This window comes from Hymenobacter sp. BT491 (genome assembly GCF_014349165.1).
Lineage (GTDB): Bacteria > Bacteroidota > Bacteroidia > Cytophagales > Hymenobacteraceae > Hymenobacter > Hymenobacter jejuensis.
The window spans coordinates 119,336-140,228 of sequence record NZ_JACSJJ010000003.1; the positions used below are offsets into that span (position 1 = coordinate 119,336).

19 protein-coding genes are annotated in these 20,893 nt (G+C 55.2%); 12 read left to right on the plus strand and 7 right to left on the minus strand.

The window, feature by feature from the left end:
* The first annotated feature begins 51 nt into the window (after nt 1-51).
* Complete coding sequence (locus tag H9I52_RS12045; protein WP_187454094.1) at nt 52-855, plus strand: hypothetical protein; 804 nt, start codon at nt 52-54, stop codon at nt 853-855.
* A 54-nt stretch (nt 856-909) separates the two neighbouring features.
* Here H9I52_RS12045 and H9I52_RS12050 read toward each other — a convergent pair whose 3' ends face one another.
* Nucleotides 910-1,974 carry a fatty acid desaturase family protein gene (locus H9I52_RS12050; protein WP_187454095.1) on the minus strand — a complete coding sequence of 355 codons (1,065 nt, stop codon included), beginning with the start codon at nt 1,972-1,974 and terminating at the stop codon, nt 910-912.
* 273 nt (nt 1,975-2,247) lie between these two features.
* Between H9I52_RS12050 and H9I52_RS12055 the strand changes: the two genes are divergently transcribed.
* Nucleotides 2,248-3,105 (plus strand): alpha/beta fold hydrolase, encoded by an 858-nt coding sequence (locus H9I52_RS12055; protein WP_187454096.1) that lies wholly within the window; start codon nt 2,248-2,250, stop codon nt 3,103-3,105.
* Nucleotides 3,106-3,235: 130 nt separating this feature from the next.
* On the opposite strand, the gene H9I52_RS12060 is transcribed toward H9I52_RS12055, so the two are convergent.
* The 5 genes from H9I52_RS12060 to tsaD form a co-directional block, all read right to left on the minus strand.
* Complete coding sequence (locus H9I52_RS12060; RefSeq protein ID WP_139516328.1) at nt 3,236-3,730, minus strand: HNH endonuclease; 495 nt, start codon at nt 3,728-3,730, stop codon at nt 3,236-3,238.
* 120 nt (nt 3,731-3,850) lie between these two features.
* A complete protein-coding gene (locus tag H9I52_RS12065; RefSeq protein ID WP_262386055.1) occupies nt 3,851-4,639 on the minus strand; it encodes a C40 family peptidase in 789 nt (262 codons plus the stop codon).
* A gap of 75 nt (nt 4,640-4,714) precedes the next feature.
* The gene (smpB, locus tag H9I52_RS12070) at nt 4,715-5,188 is read right to left on the minus strand and encodes an SsrA-binding protein SmpB (RefSeq protein WP_187454097.1); all 474 of its coding nucleotides are present in this window, start codon (nt 5,186-5,188) and stop codon (nt 4,715-4,717) included.
* A 23-nt stretch (nt 5,189-5,211) separates the two neighbouring features.
* Entirely contained in the window at nt 5,212-5,628 is a 417-nt protein-coding gene (locus H9I52_RS12075; protein WP_187454098.1) for a thioesterase family protein, read from the minus strand.
* A 12-nt stretch (nt 5,629-5,640) separates the two neighbouring features.
* A complete protein-coding gene (gene tsaD / locus H9I52_RS12080; protein ID WP_187454099.1) occupies nt 5,641-6,651 on the minus strand; it encodes a tRNA (adenosine(37)-N6)-threonylcarbamoyltransferase complex transferase subunit TsaD in 1,011 nt (336 codons plus the stop codon).
* Between the two features lie 258 nt (nt 6,652-6,909).
* Here tsaD and H9I52_RS23250 point away from each other — a divergent pair, with 258 nt between their 5' ends.
* The 9 genes from H9I52_RS23250 to H9I52_RS12125 all read left to right on the plus strand — a co-directional run bounded on the left by H9I52_RS23250 (nt 6,910) and on the right by H9I52_RS12125 (nt 18,451).
* Nucleotides 6,910-11,490, plus strand: coding sequence for a translocation/assembly module TamB domain-containing protein (locus tag H9I52_RS23250; RefSeq protein ID WP_187454100.1), 4,581 nt, complete (start codon nt 6,910-6,912; stop codon nt 11,488-11,490).
* Between the two features lie 84 nt (nt 11,491-11,574).
* Entirely contained in the window at nt 11,575-12,468 is an 894-nt protein-coding gene (locus H9I52_RS12090; RefSeq protein ID WP_139516323.1) for a cell division protein FtsX, read from the plus strand.
* Nucleotides 12,469-12,546: 78 nt separating this feature from the next.
* On the plus strand, nt 12,547-12,861 hold the full coding sequence (locus H9I52_RS12095; RefSeq protein WP_139516322.1) for a DUF3098 domain-containing protein: 315 nt from the start codon (nt 12,547-12,549) through the stop codon (nt 12,859-12,861).
* Nucleotides 12,862-13,650 carry an undecaprenyl-diphosphate phosphatase gene (locus H9I52_RS12100; protein WP_187454101.1) on the plus strand — a complete coding sequence of 263 codons (789 nt, stop codon included), beginning with the start codon at nt 12,862-12,864 and terminating at the stop codon, nt 13,648-13,650.
* Complete coding sequence (gene truB / locus H9I52_RS12105) at nt 13,647-14,453, plus strand: tRNA pseudouridine(55) synthase TruB (RefSeq protein WP_187454102.1); 807 nt, start codon at nt 13,647-13,649, stop codon at nt 14,451-14,453. Before H9I52_RS12100 ends, truB begins: the two co-directional genes overlap by 4 nt.
* The gene (locus tag H9I52_RS12110) at nt 14,437-15,390 is read left to right on the plus strand and encodes a bifunctional riboflavin kinase/FAD synthetase (protein WP_187454103.1); all 954 of its coding nucleotides are present in this window, start codon (nt 14,437-14,439) and stop codon (nt 15,388-15,390) included. The genes truB and H9I52_RS12110 overlap by 17 nt, the downstream gene beginning before the upstream one ends.
* A gap of 291 nt (nt 15,391-15,681) precedes the next feature.
* Nucleotides 15,682-16,380 carry a CoA transferase subunit A gene (locus tag H9I52_RS12115; protein WP_187454104.1) on the plus strand — a complete coding sequence of 233 codons (699 nt, stop codon included), beginning with the start codon at nt 15,682-15,684 and terminating at the stop codon, nt 16,378-16,380.
* Between the two features lie 80 nt (nt 16,381-16,460).
* Nucleotides 16,461-17,765: a serine hydrolase domain-containing protein gene (locus H9I52_RS12120; RefSeq protein ID WP_187454105.1), complete on the plus strand. Its 1,305-nt coding sequence runs from the start codon at nt 16,461-16,463 to the stop codon at nt 17,763-17,765.
* Nucleotides 17,766-17,794: 29 nt separating this feature from the next.
* Nucleotides 17,795-18,451, plus strand: a complete 657-nt coding sequence (locus tag H9I52_RS12125) for a 3-oxoacid CoA-transferase subunit B (protein WP_187454106.1) — start codon at nt 17,795-17,797, stop codon at nt 18,449-18,451.
* Between the two features lie 84 nt (nt 18,452-18,535).
* Here H9I52_RS12125 and H9I52_RS12130 read toward each other — a convergent pair whose 3' ends face one another.
* Nucleotides 18,536-18,862 (minus strand): hypothetical protein, encoded by a 327-nt coding sequence (locus tag H9I52_RS12130; protein WP_187454107.1) that lies wholly within the window; start codon nt 18,860-18,862, stop codon nt 18,536-18,538.
* 359 nt (nt 18,863-19,221) lie between these two features.
* Between H9I52_RS12130 and H9I52_RS12135 the strand changes: the two genes are divergently transcribed.
* A complete protein-coding gene (locus H9I52_RS12135; RefSeq protein ID WP_139517821.1) occupies nt 19,222-20,856 on the plus strand; it encodes a bifunctional GNAT family N-acetyltransferase/carbon-nitrogen hydrolase family protein in 1,635 nt (544 codons plus the stop codon).
* Nucleotides 20,857-20,893 lie beyond the last annotated feature (37 nt).

The following is a 20,893-nucleotide window of genomic DNA, read 5'->3' on the forward strand; positions in this document are numbered from 1 at the left end:
CTGCGGCCCTGCTATACACGTCCGGTTTAGGGCCAAAACCCGGAACGCGTTATGAGTAACTTCCTGAGCGTCAGACACAGGCCCGCCACCCTGGCGGGGCGGCAAAGATACAGAATGATAAGGAGCTTTCCGAAGATCATCAGTACACATAAAGTCGTCTGCTTTCAATTCGTGAAGCCATGGAACCTACTGCTTTTAGCATTAGTGGCAGCTATCGCTCAAGCCTGTAAACAACAGCCCGATAACTATTCACCTAATTCGGCTTTTTACAAACAGCAAGAAGATTCGGTGCTGGTTGCTCTATTTAACCAAGCCATCAAAATGGATAACAGATACAGACCTGTTGAAGCGCCTGAAATAGGCAATGATAGCACCACTTACGCTTGGTACATAGACTCAATATTTCATGTTGAACTTATAGAAGAACTTGGATTCCCACCTCTTTTGGGCAACATATGTAATGACTGCTCTGTTGACACTCTAAAGAGCATAGCGGCAAGGGAAGCCTCTCGTATTATACAAACTCACAAGGTAGACCCGGCTTTCCACCCCTTGCTCAGGCAGATGTGGGACAAACAAGACCTTATTAACAAAGTAGTAAGGAAGGGCCCCTATACAGTAATGCAGAGCAAAATAATGCCCCCTTTTCACTTGCAACCCAAATCCATGCACGATGCTGGCGAAACGTACATCAGGTTTTCGAGAGTGGGATTTAATAGAAATTTCGACAGAGCAATATTTCAAATTATCTACACGGACCCAGGCGGTGGCAAAGCCAATTTGTATTTCGGCGAAAAGCGCAGAAGAAAGTGGGTATTAATAGATTGGGAGCCTGTAATGAGCTGGAAGCGCTAACAGAAAGCCCCGCCTGCTACAGCAGGCGGGGCTTTCTGGTTAATATGGCTCAAGTTACGCCCGACCCATCTGGCGCAGGAATGATACGTGCGACGCCACTGCGTAGCGCATCTTCGGGTACTCGTGGTACTCAATGTTGAACTCCTCACACATCTGCTTGACAATCTTGCTGATAGCAGGATAGTGTACGTGCGAGATCTTCGGAAACAAATGGTGCTCAACCTGGAAGTTCAGACCGCCTACCAGCCAGCTAATCACTTTATTATGGGTAGCGAAGTTAGCGGTGGTTTTGATCTGGTGGATGGCCCACTCGTCTTCTAGCTTATTCGTGATTTCGTGGGGCATTGGGAAAGCCGCATGCTCTACGGTGTGCGCCAACTGGAAAACCAGACTCAGGGTAAAGCCAGCCACGCTGCCAAACGCCAGAAAGCCGACCATCCAGCTTACAAAGCCTAGCATATAAATCGGCAGTACGATGAACAGCAGCAAGTGCAACACCTTGAAGCCCCAGAACACCGACTGATCGCTGAACGACATCTTCTTGATGGGCATTGAGCCGATTTTGCCTTTGAAATACTTCTGGTAATCCATCACAAAGATCCAAGCGATGTAGAGCAGACTGTACAGAAACCAGAAATAGAGGTGCTGGAAACGGTGCAGCTTGTGGCGCGGCTGCGTGGAGCTCATGCGCATCCAAGGCTGCACATCGATGTCGTCGTCGACGCCATCGACGTTGGTGTACATGTGGTGAATAAGGTTGTGCTTCATGTTCCACATGAAGCTGTTGCCGCCCATTACGTTGAGCGTGAAGGCCGCGAAGCTGTTGACAAACTTCGATTTGCTGAAGCTGCCGTGCGCTCCGTCGTGCATCACATTGAAGCCAATCGCTGCCCCTACGCCGCCCATCAGCATACATTCAAGCACAGCCAACAATACGGGCGGCGTGAAAAATACCAGGTGGACATATAAAAATACAAATGCGACTAACAGCACCACGGCCTTAACAAAGAGACTGGAAGTACCGGTGGTGGATTTGCCTACTTCTTCGAAGTAGTCGTTGATTCTGCGTTTTAGCTCCGTATGGAACGAGCGGGAAGCAGCAAATTTGGGAACTGACATGAACAACCGTAAAATGGGATACCCACAAAGGTACGGGGCTACAACCTCAACGGATGTGAGTTAATTCAAATCAGTTGCTCGTCAGTAACCAGACGGCCCAGGAAAATTACAAAACAGCCCGTCATCGGTTGCGCAGGCAGGCTGACTATGAGTCCCTTGCGCACTGCAAGGCCCTTATGTGCAACATCTTGGCTTGCACGGCTGAGCACAATCTTTCTGGGCTTGCCCGGCGTATGTAGCAACATTGTTTTTCTTCACATTTATCCGCTGATTATGAGCTACATCAAAGCTGGGCAAGATGCTAACGGCAACGCTATCAACCTTTTTTATGAAGACTGGGGCCAAGGTGCACCGGTCGTGCTGATACACGGCTGGCCCCTCGACCATACCATGTGGGAACATCAAATGATGGAACTGCCCAAACACGGTTTGCGCGTAGTTGCCTACGACCGCCGCGGCTTTGGCAAGTCGTCGCGGCCTTGGGAAAGCTACGATTACGACACGCTGGCCGACGATTTGAAGGCCGTGCTCGACACGTTGGATTTGCAAAACGTGACCTTGGTTGGGTTTTCGATGGGTGGCGGTGAGGTGGCCCGCTACATGAGCCGCCACGGCGGAGCGCGCGTCTCGAAAGTGGCCTTTATCAGCGCAGTGCCGCCTTATTTGCTAAAAACTGCCGACAACCCAACCGGCGTCGATAAGTCAGTGTTCGATGAGATGCTGGCCGGTATCCAGAAAGACCGGTTTGACTTTTTGTCCGGTTTCGGCAAGCAGTTTTTCAACGTGAGCATGATCAGCCACCCCGTGAGCCAAGCGGTGCTGGACTGGTCGCAGACGGTGACGTCTTTGGCTTCGCCCAAAGCCACTTACGACTGCGCCGTTTCGTTTGCTACCACCGATTTCCGTCAGGATCTGGCGACGATCAAAGTGCCTACGCTCATCGTGCACGGCGACGCCGACCAAACAGTGCCCATTGAAGCCAGCGGTGCTCAAACGGCCAAGCATCTGCCTCATGCACAATACCTTGTGTACAGCGGCGCTCCGCACGGCTTGTTCTTCACCGACAAAGACCGCTTGTCGCAGGATTTGCTGGCCTTCGCTGGAAAAGCGAGCACACAAGCTGGTTTATAATCAATTGATAGTCAATGTATTACAACAGAAGGCCTGGCAATGCATTTTGCCAGGCCTCTTGCGTTGTAATGGCGGCCAGTTTTGCGTTTCGACACAAAAAAACCGGCTGCCACGAGATGCCGGTTTCAAGTCAATTCAGATATGCGTGCCAATTCTGGTCGATACTGCCTGCACTAAGCCTAAGAAAACCTGCTAAGGTTGGTTTTTTTGGCTTTTGCCGAATGACCAACCCGGCTTCTTCGGGCGTGCGATGGCCTTTAGCGTGGTTGCAACGGGCACAGGCCGTCAGCAGATTGCTCCACGACGACTCCCCACCGCGCGAGCGCGGCAACACATGATCGAGGGTCAGGTTTTTGGTAGAACCGCAGTATTGGCACTCAAAATGATCGCGCTTCATCACGTTATGCCGGCTCAGGGCAATGCCCTTGTACGGCACGCGCACGTAGCGCTGCAACCGGATAATACTGGGTTTAGGATAGGAATGGCTGATGGTGCGTAGCGCACCATGATCGGACTTGGCTATCATCTCGGCTTTGTCGAGAAAAAGCAGCACGAAGGCCTTTTGCACACTGCACAGCGTAATCGCGGTGTAGTCGCCGTTCAATACAAGAACTTTTTGGTCCATACGCTCGTGGTTCGAATCATCGGGTACAGCGAAAGCTAGATGATTCTAAGCGCATTAACAACACCTGAGACGTTAAGTTTCCTTTCGTCAGCAGCGTTTTTGGCGCGGCGTACAGGCCGGTTAATCGGGCAAAATTCGCTTGATCAGGCGCAGTTTGTGGGAGTATTTCTGGCGGCTGCGGTTGAAGATGCCGTTGTGGTCGAGCGGGTCGATGCGGACCTCACCGCTGGCATGCAGAATCTGCTGGTCTTCGATCAGCATGCCCACGTGCACGATGTTGCCCTCGGCATTGTCGAAAAAGGCCAGATCGCCGGGTTGCGTCTGCGACACAAAATGCACCGGCCGGCCGTGGTCAATCTGCTGGCGGGCATCGCGTGGGAGCTGCACCCCGATCAGGCCGTAGAGTTGCTGCATCAAGCCCGAGCAGTCGATGCCAAACAGCGTTTTGCCGCCCCACAGGTACGGCGATTTCAGAAACATTTGCCCCATTTTCACGAGCAACGCCGCGCGGCGCTCCGCCGACCCGTTGGTGGGGTTGGTGGCTGCGCCGTTGTAAAACAATTGCTGCTCGCCCAACCGCAACGTCATCCCATCGAAAAAAGGCAAGCGGCTGCCCAACGAAACCGGGATGCGCGTAGCGGTGTCGCTCACCATCTGCACAATATCCAGCGTGCGCGGGTGGTCCTGGGCTTGCCACGCCGCGAAATAGTCGGCCGTAACGGGCAAATGCTGTTTGAAGTCAATCCAGCCGATGTACTGATCGGCCGCAATGCAGACTTGGCGCCAGTTGCCCTGCGTAAGCAAAATGGTGTAGCAATCGCCAAAAATGAGTTGGGTAACAATTTCGGCCTTGTCCGTAGGCTCGGCGCGCACCGGCACGACGCTCAACGCGCAGATTCCGTGTTCCAAAGGAAGTACTAGAGTAGAGGAAAAAGAAGGAGCAAAGTTGGGGATTTCTTCGTTGCGGAAGCGTAGCTGCTGGCTCTAATATTCCCGGGCGCGGTCCATTTCGCGCTTCTGGTCTTTGGCCTTGATGTCTTCGCGCTTGTCGTAGAGCTTCTTGCCTTTCGCCAACGCGATTTCCAGTTTAGCAAAGCCCCTGTCGTTCACAAACATACGAATGGGTACGATGGTCACGCCCTGCTCCTGCATTTTGCCCTCCAACTGACGCAGCTCTTTCTTGTTGAGCAAGAGCTTGCGCTCGCGCTTGGGCTCGTGGTTGTTGTAAGTGCCTTGCGTGTATTGCGCGATGCTGAGATTGTGCACCCACAGGCTACCGTCGGGGTGAAACGTGCAGAAGCCGTCCTGCATGTTCACGTTGCCATCGCGGATGCTTTTTATTTCCGTGCCTTGCAGCATCATGCCCGCATCGTACTTCGCCAGAAAAGAATATTCGTGGCTAGCTCGGCGGTTGACGATGTTGACGCGTTTAGGCGTAGAATCTTTTTCTTTAGACATTGCTATAACTACTTACTAATCAATTATTTATCAACAGGCACATCAACACTACGAAGCGCGGCAAAACGGCCAGTCAGCTTTTCTTCCGAAGTAATGCGCTGGCCCGTACGACCCGTAGCAACGAGTCGCGGGCCGACGCGCGCTTCCAGCGTGCAGGTAAGCTCCCGGCCTTCCAACGCCTCGAAAGTAGCGCAAAACGCGACGGTTTCGCCTTCAAAAGCGGGGGCTATGTGGTCGATGTGCACCATTGTGCCGATGCCCGCCTCCCCGGCTTCCAGCATTTCCTCCACGAATTGCCGGCTCGTCCACTCCATGTCGCGGCCCAGCGCAAAGGTGCTGTATAGCTCATGGATCGTGCGGCCGTCGAGCACGGCAAAATCAGCCGGCGTTACTACGTGCGTATACGTTTTGACGGCGCCGGACTGGAAAGGGTTCTTCATCGAAAGGGAAAGCTACGTCAGTTTCAGGCGCGGATCTGGGCTTACGAACTGCGTGGCAAAATCGCCGACTTCGTACTGAAAATGGCCGGCCATGGCGACCATAGCCGCATTATCGGTGCAAAATTCGAAGTCAGGAATGAATACCTGCCAGCCTTTTTCTGCCGCCAGATTTTGTAACGCCTCGCGCAAACCCGAATTAGCCGCTACTCCGCCGGCCAAAGCAACCTGCGTCAGGCCATGATCAGCGGCGGCGCGCTGGAGCTGGCGCAGCAACGTTTGGATGATCGTGTATTGAATACTGGCACACAAATCCGCCAGGTTATTCTTGATAAAATCTTGATCAGCAGCACTTTGCTGGCGCAAGAAATACAGCACCGAGGTTTTTAGGCCGCTAAAGGAAAAATCGTAGCCTGGCATCGCACCCACCGGAAACGGAAACCGCGTCGGGTTGCCTTGGCGTGCCTGCCGGTCGAGGTGCGGACCGCCGGGATACGGCAAGCCGAGCAGCTTGGCGGTTTTGTCGAAGGCTTCGCCGGCAGCGTCGTCGATGGTTTGGCCGATGATCTGCATGTCCAAGGCACTGCGCACGATAACGAGTTGGGTGTGGCCGCCGCTCACCGTCAGGCACAGAAACGGAAACGCAGGCTTGGGGTCGCGAATGAAATGGGCCAGAATATGCGCTCGCATGTGATTGACCGCAATCAGGGGCTTACCCAACGCCAAAGCGAACGTTTTGGCAAACATGCCGCCCACCAACAACGAGCCCAATAGGCCCGGCCCTTGCGTAAAAGCAATAGCGTCGAGGTCGGATTTCTGTACCTTCGCCCGGCGAAGCGCTTCCTGCACTACCGGGATAAGGTGCTGCTGGTGAGCCCGCGAGGCCAACTCCGGCACTACCCCACCGTATTGTTCGTGCACTTGCTGGGTAGCTACTACGTTGGCCAGAATTTCGCCGCCGGCCATCACCGCCGCCGACGTATCATCGCACGAAGACTCAATTGCCAGAATGACAGGAGTATGCATATATAAGTAGAGGAAATCACTGATCGGTGCTACTCGGTATTTTTTAGGCTTGTGGCACCAGAAACCAAGACAAAGGTCGTTAAAATAGTAAACCTCTGTCCAGTCGGGTTGTCTGATCTGCTGGTGAGTATTTTTATCCCAACCGTGCCCTGTCCGTCTGCGTTTGCTGTGCAGTTGCTTTTCTGTTGCCGGTTTCAGGCAGCGGTTGAGCAAAAAGCAGCATCTTCGTAGAGTAGCCGCTTTTTATATAAACTCCTCGTGCCTCGTTTTCTATCCATCACGCTTAAGTTTCTCCTGGCTCTAGTGCTGTTGCTGGCGCTGGCGGTGGGCGGCGTGCTGATAGCCCTGCGGGTGCCGAGCGTGCAGACGCAAATCGCGCAACGGGCGGCGCGCATCCTCACCGAGAAGCTGGGCCACAAAGTATTGATCGGGCGGGTGGATGTGCGGCCGTTTTCGCATGTGCTGCTCGAGGGCGTGCGCGTGCTCGACCGGCGCGGCAACGAGCTTTTCAACATCGGCCGGGCCGACGCCGATATTCAGATGTTTTCGGTCTTCGACCCGAGCCACCTCCATGTAGGCAAGCTCACGCTCGACGAACCCCGCTTTGACCTGGTGACCTACGAGGGCACACCTGACTCAACGAACCTTTCTGAATTCCTAGCTTCCGTAAAACGGCTGATCGGGCCTTCCGACACCACCAAAGTTTCCAAGCCTTTCGATTTTAAGATTTCGGCCATTGGGCTGCGCAACGGGCGGTTTGTGCTGGATCGGCAAAATGTGAAGCGGGCCGCTACCTACGGCAAGGCCATGGACTACGCCCACATGCGCATCGACAGCATCTACGCCGATGCCTCGCAGCTGTGGTTTAAAGGCGATACCATTCACGCGCTCGTACAAGGCTTGCGGGCGGTGGATACACCTTCGCAAACACGCCTGCGGGAGCTTACCGCCGACATGACGTACAGCCCCAAGTTCTGGGAGTTTTCGGGGCTGAATCTGCGCGTATTGAACAGCCAATTAAGCGATTACTTACGCTTTGACTATCAGCGTTTTCTAGCATTTACGTCGTTTAACGACTCCGTGAAGGTAACAGCCCGGCTGAATCCCTCCCGGGTTTATTCCGACGACATTGCCAAGTTTGCGCCGCAGGTAGAGGAGTGGAACGAAACGGTCCTGATTTCGGGGCAGGCTAAAGGATATGTGCGCGATTTTGCCACCAAAAACCTCGACGTGCGCTACGGACAGAACACGCACGTGGTCGGCAACATCCACGTCGAAGGCCTGCCTAATTTTAAGGAAAGCCTCGTGGAAATGCGCTTGCAGCCCTCCGTGATCGATGGCCGCGACATTCGGCGCTACATTCCTAAAAGTGGCTGGCCTTACGTGCAGCGCCTCGGCACGGTGCGGTTGCAGGGGCAGTTTGTGGGTTTCTACAACGACTTTGTGGCCAACGGCTCGTTCCACACTGCCCTCGGCGATGTGGTGTCGGACGTCAACCTCAAGTTCAAAACCGATCCGCGTTATTCTTCCTATGAGGGCGAGGTCAAGACCACCGCGTTCCAGCTTGGCAAATTGCTCGGCGATGAAAGCACCATCCGCGACATCACCATGAACGGCCGGGTACAGGGCGTGGGCTTCACGCCGCAAGGTGCTCAGCTACAAGCCAAAGCAGATGTGCAAAGTATCTGGCTCAACGGCTACCGCTTCCGCAACATCCACACCGACGGCAAGTTCAGCCGCCAGTCGTTCGCCGGTCACCTCAACGTCAACGACCCCAACCTCAAACTACACGCCGACGGCAGTATCGACCTGGCCAAAGGCCGCCAGGCTTTCGACGTGCGGGCCAAGGTGCAACAGGCCGATTTGCGGGCGCTTGGGCTTACGAAGCAGAGCGTCACGGTGGCCACCACGGCCGACGTGCGTTTTCAGGGCTTGCGCCTCGATGACTTGGTGGGCCGCATCTCGCTCCGCAATTCGAAGGTTGGCTACGCCGGCAAAATGGTGCCCATCGACACCTTCGACGTGGTGAGCGTGAATGCCCGTGGGCAACGCAGCCTGACCGTACGCTCGGAGGTGCTGAACCTTACGGCCGCCGGCAATTTCAACTTTACCACCGTCATTCGGGATGTGCAAACGCTGCTGCACGAGTACGAGCTTAATTTTGCCAGCAACGACGCGGCCATCGCTAGCTATTACCAGCGGAAACGGCAAGGGCCGATCTCTGAGTACGCCATCGACCTGAACCTGTATTTGAAACAGGCCAACCCCGTGTTGCAGCTGTTCATTCCTCAGCTAACCGTTTCCGATTTCTCGCATATCGACGGCTCGTTCCGCAACGGCCAGACGTCCATCTTCTCGCTCGGCGGGCACTTCGACGGCATCCGGTTCGACAGCGTTCGGGTGTTAAATACTGATTTTGAATTCAATACCTCCAAGCTGCCTTACAAACCGGAAGTACTGGCGCAGGCCAACATTACTTCGGAGCGGCAACTGCTGCCGGGTCTCGGCAAAACCGAGAAGTTTTACGTGGAAGGCGTGTGGGATCAGGAAAAGATCAATTTTTCCACGGCGCTTGCCCAAACTGGCACCACCAACCGGGCCGCCATCAACGGCTCGCTTGGGTTTCTGCCCAATGCGGTGCAGGTGGTGCTGCGGCAGTCGGGCGTAAACCTACTGGGCCGCGACTGGACCATTGCCCCGGATAACTCCGTCATTATTTCGGGCGCGGGCCGGGAGTTCGACATCAAAAACCTAACGCTCTCTAATGGCGCGCAAAGCGTTAGTGCCCAAGGGTTTATCTCTACAAATCCCAGCAAAGTCCTGAAGCTCAACGTGAAAGATCTGGAGCTGGAAACGCTAAGCTCGCTTACTACCCAACAGATCACGGGCCGTGCCAATGCACAAGGCACCATCAGTGGAGTGTACGGGCCGCTGGTAATCAATAGCACGCTCAACGTTGATTCGCTGGAATTTGGCAACGTATTGATAGGCAACGTGGTAGGCCGCGGCGATTGGGACAATACCAACAGTCGTCTGGCCGTAAACCTGGATGTGGAGCGCGATAAGCAGCGCGTCGTGACGGTAAGCGGCACATACGCGCCGCGCGAAGAGCAACAGCAACTTAACCTGACCGGCGTACTAAACAGCGCCCCCGTGAAACTGGCTGAGCCACTGCTCAATACCTTGTTCCGCGACATGAGCGGAACGGCCGTCGGCACCATCCGGCTGACGGGGCGGTTGGCCGCTCCCAACCTCGTCGGCAATATTGACGTGACGGATGGCAAGCTCACATTTATTTACCTGGGCACGACCTATTCCTTTGCCGACCGTATTCGCTTTACCGAAGACCGTATTGCACTGAATAACATCAAGCTATCGGACCCGCTGGGTAATTCGGGCGTCATTGACGGCAATATATTTCACCAGGGTTTTCACGATATGCGCCTCGATTTGAAGGGCACATTCCGGAAGCTACAGGTGCTTAGCACCACTCGCAAAGACAACGACCTGTATTTCGGCACGGCGTACGCGACCGGCACGGCCGAAGTGCGCGGTCCAACCAACAACTTGGTCGTGCGCGTAACAGCCCGCAGCGACCCTGGCACGCGGTTGTCGCTGCCGCTTGACAATGCCGCAAAGGCTCAAAAGGCCAATTATATACGCTTTGTCAACCGCAATATTGCCGATACCACGACCACAGTACAGATCCCGACGGCGGCCGAGGGCAAGGTAGAGCTGTCGGGCATTCGCCTGAACATGAACCTGGAAGTGACGCCCGACGCCTACGTGGAGATTCTGCTCGACGAAAGCACCGGCGACATCATCCGGGGCACGGCAAACGGGCAGCTGCGCCTCAACATCGACACCCGCGGCGACTTTAACATGTACGGGCAGGTGGAAATCGTGCGGGGCGCTTATAACTTCACGCTGCAAGGCCTTGTAAATAAAGAGTTTGTGGTGCGGCCCGGTGGCACCATCAATTGGAACGGTGACCCGCTGCAGGGCGAAATGAACGTGACCGCCGCTTACACGCAACGCACGTCGTTGGCGCCGGTTACGCAAGGCACCAACTCGTCGGTGGTACCCGTAACGGCGGTTATGAACCTGACGGGACCGCTGCTGCTGCCGCTGATTAAGCTCAATCTGGAGTTCAACGACATTCCTTCGTCGCTCGAAGGTGATTTAGCCTCGTTCTTTTCGGCTATCCGCAACGACGAGCAAGAGCTTAACCGTCAGGTATTTAGCCTGATTGTATTTAAACAATTAACGCAAGTCGGCTCGTTGTCTTCGATTACGTCCTTGAGTGGGCGCGACAACGCGTTTGGCAACAGCCTGGGCCAGATCATCTCAACGCAGTTGGGCCTGCTCACGTCGCAGATCGACCCCAACTTGGAGATCTCCTTCAATTTCAACGGCTTGACGGCGGAAGATTTGCAGGCTTTGCAGGTGCGGCTGAGCTACAGCTTCCTCAACGGACGGCTGCGCGTGACGCGGGAAGGCGGCTTTAGCAACAGCACCGGCTCCGCTACAACCGGGTCGGTCAATACCCAAGCTTCCCTTTTGGGCGACTTGAGCCTCGAATACTACCTGCGGCCGGATGGCAAGTTTCGGGCGCGGTTGCGCTACGAGACCACGCCGCGCGATTTCAACCTCAATTCCACCGACCCTTCTTCTACCTACGCCAACCAGGCTCGCGCGGGCATCAGCTTGGTGCACACCGAGCAGTTTGACTCGTTCCGGGAGCTGTTTGCGCGTAAGCACCTGCGCCGCCGCGACGCCAACGCCCGGCGGGCCCGCGAAGTCTTGAACATCGACGACGACCCCCGAACTTCGTTATAACAGAAGACCCAGAATCAGATTTCGCACTTCGCATCCCGCTTTCTTCGTTCCGCTTTCTTCATTTCCAGTAGTACCTTTGCCCGCATGGCTCAAGCCCGCCCCACCCGTAAGAAAAAACTTGGCAGCTACCCGCACACCATGGTGGTGTTCAGCATTACGCTGGCGTTGCTGATCATTGGGCTATTCGGACTCCTGCTGATTCATGCGCACAAACTCTCCAACCTAGTGAAGGAGAACATTGAAATGCAGGTGTATCTGGAGCGTAACCTGCCCGAAACGCAGTTGCTCCGTTTGCAACAAGATTTTGCCCACAAGCCCTACATCGCCTACAAAGACAACCAGCCGCAAGTCCGTTTTCTGTCGAAGGAAGAAGGCGCCAAGCAGTTTGTTGATCAGACCGGCGAAGAGTTTCAGCAGTTTCTGGGCGACAACCCGCTACGCGACGCGTATCTGCTCAAAATCAACGCGGAATACGCCGATTCGGTAAGCTTGCCCCGCATTCGGCAGGAAATCAGCGCGGAGCCGGGCGTGTTTGAGGTGCAATACGTAGAAAGCCTGATCACGCAAATCAACCAGAACCTGCGCCGCATCAGCTTGGTGCTGCTTGGGTTTGCCGTGGTGCTCACGTTCGTGGTCGTGGTCCTGATCAACAATACCATCAAGTTGGCGTTGTTCTCGCAACGCTTCCTGATTCGCAGCATGCAGTTGGTCGGCGCGACTTCGCTTTTCATCCAGCGGCCGTTTCTGCGACGGGCTACATGGCAAGGTTTCGTGAGCGGCGCGCTGGCAGCGCTGCTGCTGTTGGCCTTGTTGCAATACGCTTACCTCCAAGTAGATGAGTTGCGCTTGCTTCGCGACGACCGGCTTATCGGCGGCCTGATGCTCGTGATGATTGTGCTGGGCTGCGGCATCGGATTTCTGAGCTCGTACCGGGCCGTGCGTAAGTATTTGGGCATGTCTCTGGACGATCTGTATTAGAACACGAAAAAGCACCTTACATAACTAATTTATAGTTAACTATTTATGTAACAACCTTTTAGAAGAATAAAAACCGTAATGGAACAAAAGCAAACTCCGCGCTTCGCCTTTGGCCGGCGCAACTACCAGTTGATGTTTGTAGGACTGGCTATTTTGGCCGCCGGCTTCATCACCATGACGCTCGATTCGAGCGACTACGGCGAAGGATTTCTGGGTATTACGCTCGGCCCAATTTTGCTGATTATCGGCTTCGGAATTGAGTTTTGGGCCATCATGACGCGGCCCGGCTCTGTACCCCAGCCCGCTACCGACACCGCCACCCGCACCGAAACGGCCACCACAACTGCCACTCCCGTGACAGCGCCGGCGCGCCCTACCTACAAACGCCCCTAGATGAGTTATTGGCACGCGCTGCTGTTGGCCATCGTGGAAGGGCTGACGGAATTCCTACCGGTTTCCAGCACCGGACACATGATTATTCTGGCTAACCTGCTCGGTATCGGGCAGTTACCTTTTACCGAAACCTACATCACGTCCATTCAGCTTGGCGCTATCCTGTCGGTGGTGGCGCTTTACTGGCGGCGCTTTTTGCAGAGCTTCGACTTTTACGTAAAGCTGGCGGTGGCTTTTTTGCCGTTTGGCATCCTCGGTTTTTTGCTGAAGGACGTGATCGAGGAGCTACTGAAGAGCGTGACAGTCGTTTCGATTTCGCTGGTTGTGGGCGGCATCGTGCTGCTTTTTGTCGACAATTGGTTCAGTGGTCCGCGCAAGGAAGTCACCACCCCGAGCCTCAGCAAAGCCTTCAAAATCGGGTTGTTTCAGTGTTTGGCGCTGGTACCCGGCGTTTCGCGTTCGGCCGCTACCATCGTCGGTGGCTTGGTCCAAGGTTTCGACCGCCGTTCGGCGGCCGATTTCTCATTTTTGCTGGCTGTGCCCACCATGGTCGTGATCACAGGCTACCAATTGTATAAAGTATACAAAGTAACCGGGCCGCAACCCGGCGATTTGAAGCTTTTGCTGTTTGGCAACGTGATCGCCTTTCTTGTGGCGATGCTGGCTGTGAAGTCGTTTGTAAATTTTGTTTCCCGCTTTGGCTTTCGCGCCTTCGGGTTTTACCGTATCATCCTCGGAGTCACGATCTTGATCATGATTTCGCTGGGCGTGAACCTGCACCTCATATGAGCCACGGCCCGTTTGATTTTGAATCGGGCGAGATCCTGCTCCTCGATAAGCCTCTTACCTGGACTTCCTTTGACGTTGTCCGGAAGGTCAAGAACACGTTGCGCATCAAGAAAATCGGCCATGCCGGCACCCTCGACCCGCTAGCGACGGGCCTGCTCATTCTGTGCACCGGCAAAATGACCAAGTGCATCGACGAGATTCAGGCGCAGGAAAAAGAATATACCGGCACGTTTCGCCTCGGCCAGACCACGCCTTCCTTCGATCTGGAAACGCCAGTAGATCAAGAGCTTCCGTATGAGCACATCACGCTGGAAGCGCTGGAAGCGGCTGCTGAAAGCTTCGTGGGCTTCATTCAGCAGACGCCGCCGCTGTATTCCGCGGTGAAAATCAACGGCGAACGCGCTTACGAAGTAGCCCGCCGCGGCGACTCGGCCGAAATCAAATCCAAGCAAGTCGAAATCAAGACGTTCGAGCTTACGCGCGTCGCGCTGCCGGAAGTGGATTTTCGCGTGGTTTGCTCGAAAGGGACGTACATCCGGAGCCTCGCCCGCGATTTTGGCCAGCTTTTGGGCTGTGGAGCCCACCTTGCCCAGCTCACCCGCACCCGCATCGGCGAGTACCGTGTGGCCGATGCCCTGACGATGGAAGCCATCGAAGCCCTGCGGCCGCCCCGGCCGGAAGGCTCGGAAAATACATCCGGCGCGCCGCGCGAAAACGCCAACCGTCGGCCCCCCAGGCGCCGTATTCAGGCGTACGTAGCTCCTTCTCCCGATACTCCTTCTTCCGATGCAAGTCGTTCGTGACCCGGCGCAGTTTCCGCATCTGACCAATGCCGTTGTTACCAGCGGCACGTTCGATGGCGTGCACGTGGGTCACCAGAAAATCTTGAGCCGGTTGCTGGAAGAAGCGCAGCTTAGCAAGGGGCCTTCGGTTGTCATTACGTATTGGCCCCACCCGCGGTTAGTGTTGGCTCCGCCCGTAGCGCATCCACAACCCCTTGATTTACATTTACTTAGCACCTTAGAGGAGCGCATTGAAAGGCTAGCTGACTTCGGCGTCGACTACCTCCTGATCGTACCTTTCACGCGCGAATTCTCCGAGTTGACTTCGGAACAGTACATTCAGCAATTGCTGGTCGATATGGTAGGTACGCGCAAGCTGGTAATTGGCTACGACCATCGTTTCGGCAAAAACCGCGAAGGTGGCTTTGAGTACCTGCAACAAAATGCCGGTCGCTACGGCTTTGAAGTAGAAGAAATCTCGCGTGAAGATATTGACGCCGTGGCTGTTAGCAGCACCCGTATTCGTCGCGCCCTCGAAAATGGCGACGTCAGCACGGCCAATCGCTACCTCGGCTACGATTACACCTTCACCGGCACCGTCGTGCGCGGCCAACAACTGGGCCGCACCATCGGCTTCCCGACGGCCAATATTCACTGCGAAGAGCCGCTAAAGTTGGTGCCAGCCCGCGGCGTGTACGCTGTGATGGCCACTACCGCTGCGGGCACTGTTCACCCGGCCATGCTCAATATCGGCGTGCGGCCTACGGTAGGCGGCAATCTGGCTCAAACGGTTGAGGCCCACCTGCTCGATTTTGATGGCGACCTCTACGACCAACTTCTCACCGTTAAGTTCGTTGCACGCCTTCGCGACGAGCAAAAATTCTCCGGCTTAGATGCGCTTAAGGCGCAATTGTTTCTGGATGCTGAGGCCGCCCGTAACCACTTAATCGGCGGCTGAAGGCCAAGCATCAGCTACTTTTTGACTTAAGCTATTAAAGGCTTGGCTGTATTCAGTCAAGCCTTTTTTAAAAGCCTTATAATCAACTATTTACCTAATCACTTATTTCACCCAAACCGTTTGAGGCAATAGACTGCACAGAACTTTTGTAACATTTGGGCAATCAATGATTTACCCATTTTCAAAGGGAGACTTTAGGGATTTCAGAAAATGGATGAATTTTTATCCTTCCTTTATGCGCCGCTTCCACTAGCCCCTATTTCCTGATTTTCCCACCCACTTTTCCTCTCCATGATCAATAAAGTTGTAGCCGATGCCCAGGCAGCCCTGCAAGGCATCACCGATGGCATGACCCTTATGCTCGGCGGTTTCGGCCTGTGCGGCATACCCGAAAACAGCATTCAGGAGCTGCTGCGCCTCGGTGTGCGCGACCTGACCTGCATTTCCAACAATGCCGGCGTCGACGATTTTGGCATTGGACTATTGCTCCAGAAGCGGCAGGTGCGCAAGATGATTTCGTCGTACGTGGGCGAAAACGCTGAGTTTGAGCGCCAGCTACTTTCCGGCGAGCTGGAAGTCGAATTGATTCCGCAGGGTACGCTGGCCGAGCGCATTCGGGCCGGTGGCGCTGGCATTCCGGCCTTTTTTACGCCCGCCGGCTACGGCACCGAGGTAGGCGAAGGCAAGGAAAGCCGCGAGTTTAACAGCAAAATGTACCTGATGGAGACGTGGCTGCGGGCCGATTATGCGTTTGTGAAAGCTTGGAAAGGCGACACAGCCGGTAACCTGATCTACAAAGGCACGGCCCGCAACTTCAACCCCATGATGGCTACTGCGGGCAAAATTACGGTTGCGGAAGTAGAAGAGCTGGTGCCCGCCGGCGAGCTCGACCCAAACCAGATTCATACGCCGGGTATTTTCGTCCAGCGCATTTTTGAAGGCAAAAACTACGAGAAGCGCATTGAGCAGCGCACCGTGCGGCAGAAATAGCGCATCGGCATCCGACAAGCATCAAGTATAGCAAGTGAGAGAGCCCTTTGCTTGGCTCTAAAACCTAAGTTTTTATTCCTATGAGAAAGGCTACGATTCTTGCGTTGCTGCTCCTGTTCAGCGGCTATACCACCAGCGCACAAACAGCGGCTCCGGTCGCCACCCGGCCCGCTGTCAAGGCCAAACCCTCGGCTTCCGCCCAGGCCTCCTTGCCTGCCATCGACCAGCTGCTGCGCGAGTACACCGAGGCCAATCGGGTACCCGGCGCCATTGCTCTGATCATGCGCGATGGTCACGTTATTTATCGTAAAGCATTCGGTCTGAACGATGTAGACGCCAAAACGCCCCTTCAAGCCGATGCCATCGTGCGCATAGCTTCTCAGACGAAAGCCATCACCAGCGCAGGCGTGATGATGCTTTACGATGAAGGTAAGTTTCAGCTCGACGATCCTATTTCGAAGTATCTGCCGGCTTTCCGCAACCCGAAGGTGCTGGCTACATTCAACGAGCAGGATTCTACCTACACTACTGTTCCGGCCCGCAGCGAAATCACCATTCGCCAGCTGCTCACGCACACGTCGGGCATCAGCTACCCGGTTATTGGCAGCAAAGAAGCAAAAGCGATTTATGCGAAGGCGCACATTCCCAGCGGCATTGGCACGCCAAACGACAAGCTGGCGACCCGCATGAACGCGCTGGGCCCGTTGCCGCTGATGCACCAGCCGGGCGAACGCTTTACGTACGGCCTGAGCGTAGATGTGCTGGGCTACCTGATCGAGGTGCTCTCCGGCCAGCCCCTCGACCAGTTTTTGCGCACGCGCTTGTTCGAACCGCTGGCCATGCGCGACACCTACTTCTACCTGCCCGCCAATAAGCAGCCCCGTCTGGCGACGCTTTACACGCAAGATGCCGCTAAGAATACCATCAAGATGGGGCCGCGTGATGGCATGATCCCGGATTACCCCAAGGAGGCCGGCACCTATTTCTCGGGCGGCGCGGGCCTGTCCTCCACCATCGACGACTATGCCATTTTTCTGCAAATGATGCTTAACGAAGGCCAGTACAAAGGCCGGCGTTTGCTCAAACCGGCGACGGTGCGTTTGATGACGCAAAACCAGATTGGCGACGTGAACCAAGGCCTGAATAAGTTTGGGTTGGGTTTCAGCATCGTCACGCCGCAGGGTGCGGCCAAGTCGGGCCTTTCGGAAGGCAGCTTTGAGTGGGGCGGCATCTTCGGCACTACCTATTGGGTCGACCCGAAGGAGAAAATCGTGGCGCTCCTCTACACCCAGAAATACCCCAACAGCTACGGCGACTTGGCCGACAAATACAAGATGCTGGTGCGCCAGACGGTCATCGAATCGAAAGCTGTCCTGGTTAAATAACTCGTCCCTCTTTCTTTCCCACCCGCATTATGTTAGACAAACACGGCATTGCCAAACGAATAGCGCAGGAGTTGCGCGATGGATACTACGTCAATTTGGGCATTGGCATTCCGACGCTGGTAGCCAACTACATTCCGGCGGGCATCAATGTAGAACTGCAATCGGAAAATGGTTTGCTGGGCATGGGCCCCTTCCCGACGGAAGACGAGGTTGACCCCGACCTGATTAATGCTGGCAAACAGACGGTTACGACCCTGCCGGGTTCGTCGCTGTTCAGCTCGGCCGATAGTTTCGGCATGATTCGCGGTGAGCACGTCGACCTCACCATTTTGGGCGCGATGGAAGTTTCGGAGCGCGGCGACATTGCCAACTGGAAAATTCCGGGCAAGATGGTAAAAGGCATGGGCGGCGCCATGGACTTGGTGGCTTCCGCCAAAAACATCATCGTGGCCATGCAGCACACCGCCCGCGACGGTTCAAGTAAGTTATTGACTGACTGCACGTTACCAATAACTGGCATTCGCTGCGTCAAGAAAATCGTTACGGAACTTGCCGTGCTTGATATCACCCCCGACGGCTTTGTGCTGCGTGAGCGCGCGCCCGGCGTCACCATAGGCCAGATTAAAGCCGGCACCGCTGGGCGCCTTGTAATTCCGGAAGAAGGGGTACCCGAAATGGTTCTCTAGCAACCGCAACGCTATTGCCTTCGTCAATCAAAAAAGGGCTGCTCGTTATCGGGCAGCCCTTTTTAGGCAGTATGCGCGTTACTGCTACTTATTGGCGGGAGCAGGATTGGCCGACGTGGGCGTTTTACGAGCCGGAGCAGCGTACTCCTCGGCCGGTACGTTATGCGGGATTGGTTCCTTGCCACGCTTGGCCGAATCGGCATTTACGACGGCCGTAGAGCTATCAGCGACAGCCGAATCGTAGGCCGCTGAAATATTCTTGGGCGGCTCCGAGGCTCCTGTTTGTCCGGCAGTAGAGGAATTCGCGTTGTCAGACGATGAATTGGACGAGCACGCGCCGAAGGCGGCAGCGAAACTAAGCAGGAAGAGAAGACGCACTACTTTCATGGGGCTGGCGGATAGGGAGTTCATCAATACTCCCGAAACGAATGTTGGCACCTGGTAGTTATATTCTTTATTACCACGAACACAGGGGCTTTGCTTTCCTTTCTTACCGGTTTTCAAATCAAACCCGTCCGCAAGTGACTGCGTTAATTCCGGAAAGCAAAACCGTGAAGGATAGCTCTTTCCGGGCGGCCAAGCTTATTGCTTCTTAAACCTTAACCCGTAAAGCGGAGTACCCTCAAACGAAGCTGCACCCTGGCCGAGCTGATTTATCGGCGGCCGGCAGCGGCATTCGTTAGCTTTGTAAAAACCCCAACCTACTTATGGCAACCAATTCTAGCGGCAAAACCGGCGGCAGCCACGCTAAAAAGCAGGCGCTACCCGGCATGCCCTCCCCTGGCGAGCTGCTGACGCCCACCGCTGTTCCGGCTCACAAGCTGGTACTGCGGACCCTGAAAAGAAACGACTTCAAAGCCGTGAAAGACATCATGGACAAGGTGTACTCCAACATGGAGGGCGCCTGGGCTTCTGATGAGTACTACGCCCTGATCAAGAAATTTCCCGAAGGCCAGATTTGCATCGAAGACAACGGCGTGGTCGTAGCTGCGGCGCTGGCTATCATCGTGCAGTACAGCGACTTCGGCGACAAACATACCTACGCCAAAATCACGGGCAACGGCAAGTTTAACACCCACAACCCCGATGGCGACACGCTGTACGGCGTCGATGTGTTCGTGGACCCCGAGTACCGCTCGCTGCGCTTGGGCCGCCGCCTCTACGATGCGCGCAAGGAGTTGTGCGAAAACCTGAACCTGCGGGCGATGGTAGCCGGCGGCCGCATTCCCGGCTACGCGGCGTATGCCAACGAGATGACGCCGGCCAAGTACGTGGAGATGGTGCGCAACAAGGAAATCACGGACCCGATTCTGACTTTCCAGCTCAGTAACGAGTTTCACGTTCGCAAGATTATCAAGGGCTACCTGCCCTACGACTCCGAGTCGAAGGCTTTCGCCACCCTGCTCGAATGGATCAACGTGTATTACGAAGAGGAAGAGAAACTCATTGGTAACCAGAAGTCTAACGTGCGCATCGGAATTGTGCAGTGGCAGATGCGCGCTACCCGCAGCTTGGAAGACTTCTACCAGCAGATTGAGTTTTTTGTGGATACGGTAAGCGGCTATAAGGCTGACTGTGTGCTGTTTCCAGAATTCTTCAATGCGCCGCTCATGGCGCTCACCAACGAAGAATCACCGTCGGTGGCCATTCGGGCAATGGCGGCGTTCACGGAACCCATCAAGACCAAGTTCATGGAGCTGGCCGTGAGCTACAACATCAACGTTATCGCGGGCTCCATGCCCATGTACGAAGATGGCAAGCTCTACAACGTTTCGTACCTCTGCCGCCGCGATGGCACTGTGGATGAGCAATATAAGCTGCACGTAACCCCCGACGAAGCCAGCTATTGGGGCATGCGCGGCGGCGACAAGCTCAAGTGCTTCGACACCGACTTTGGTAAGATTGGCATTCTGGTGTGTTACGATTCGGAGTTTCCGGAGCTGGCGCGCATGCTCTCCGACGAGGGCATGAAAATCCTGTTCGTACCCTTCTGGACGGATACCAAAAACGCGTACCAGCGCGTGCGCATTTGCGCCCAAGCCCGCGCCATCGAAAACGAATGCTACGTGGCCATTACCGGCTCGGTGGGCAACCTGCCGCGCGTCGAGAACATGGACATTCAGTACTCGCAGTCGGCGGTATTTAGTCCTTCAGACTTTGCTTTCCCGCACGATGCCATCGTGGCCGAAGCTACGCCGAACACCGAGATGACGCTCATTGCGGATCTTGACCTTGATTTGCTCAAGGATCTGAATTCCAGCGGCGCCGTGCGCAACCTTCGCGACCGCCGGAAAGATTTGTATTCGGTAAGCTGGGTGAAGAAAACCGAACGCGACGACGAGCTGCTGGCGCAAGGCGAAGAACGGGCACCTCGCTCTACTAAGCGCAAAATCCACGTAGAGTAAAGTATAACACCTCTAGTAAAAAGCCGGCTGTCTTTTA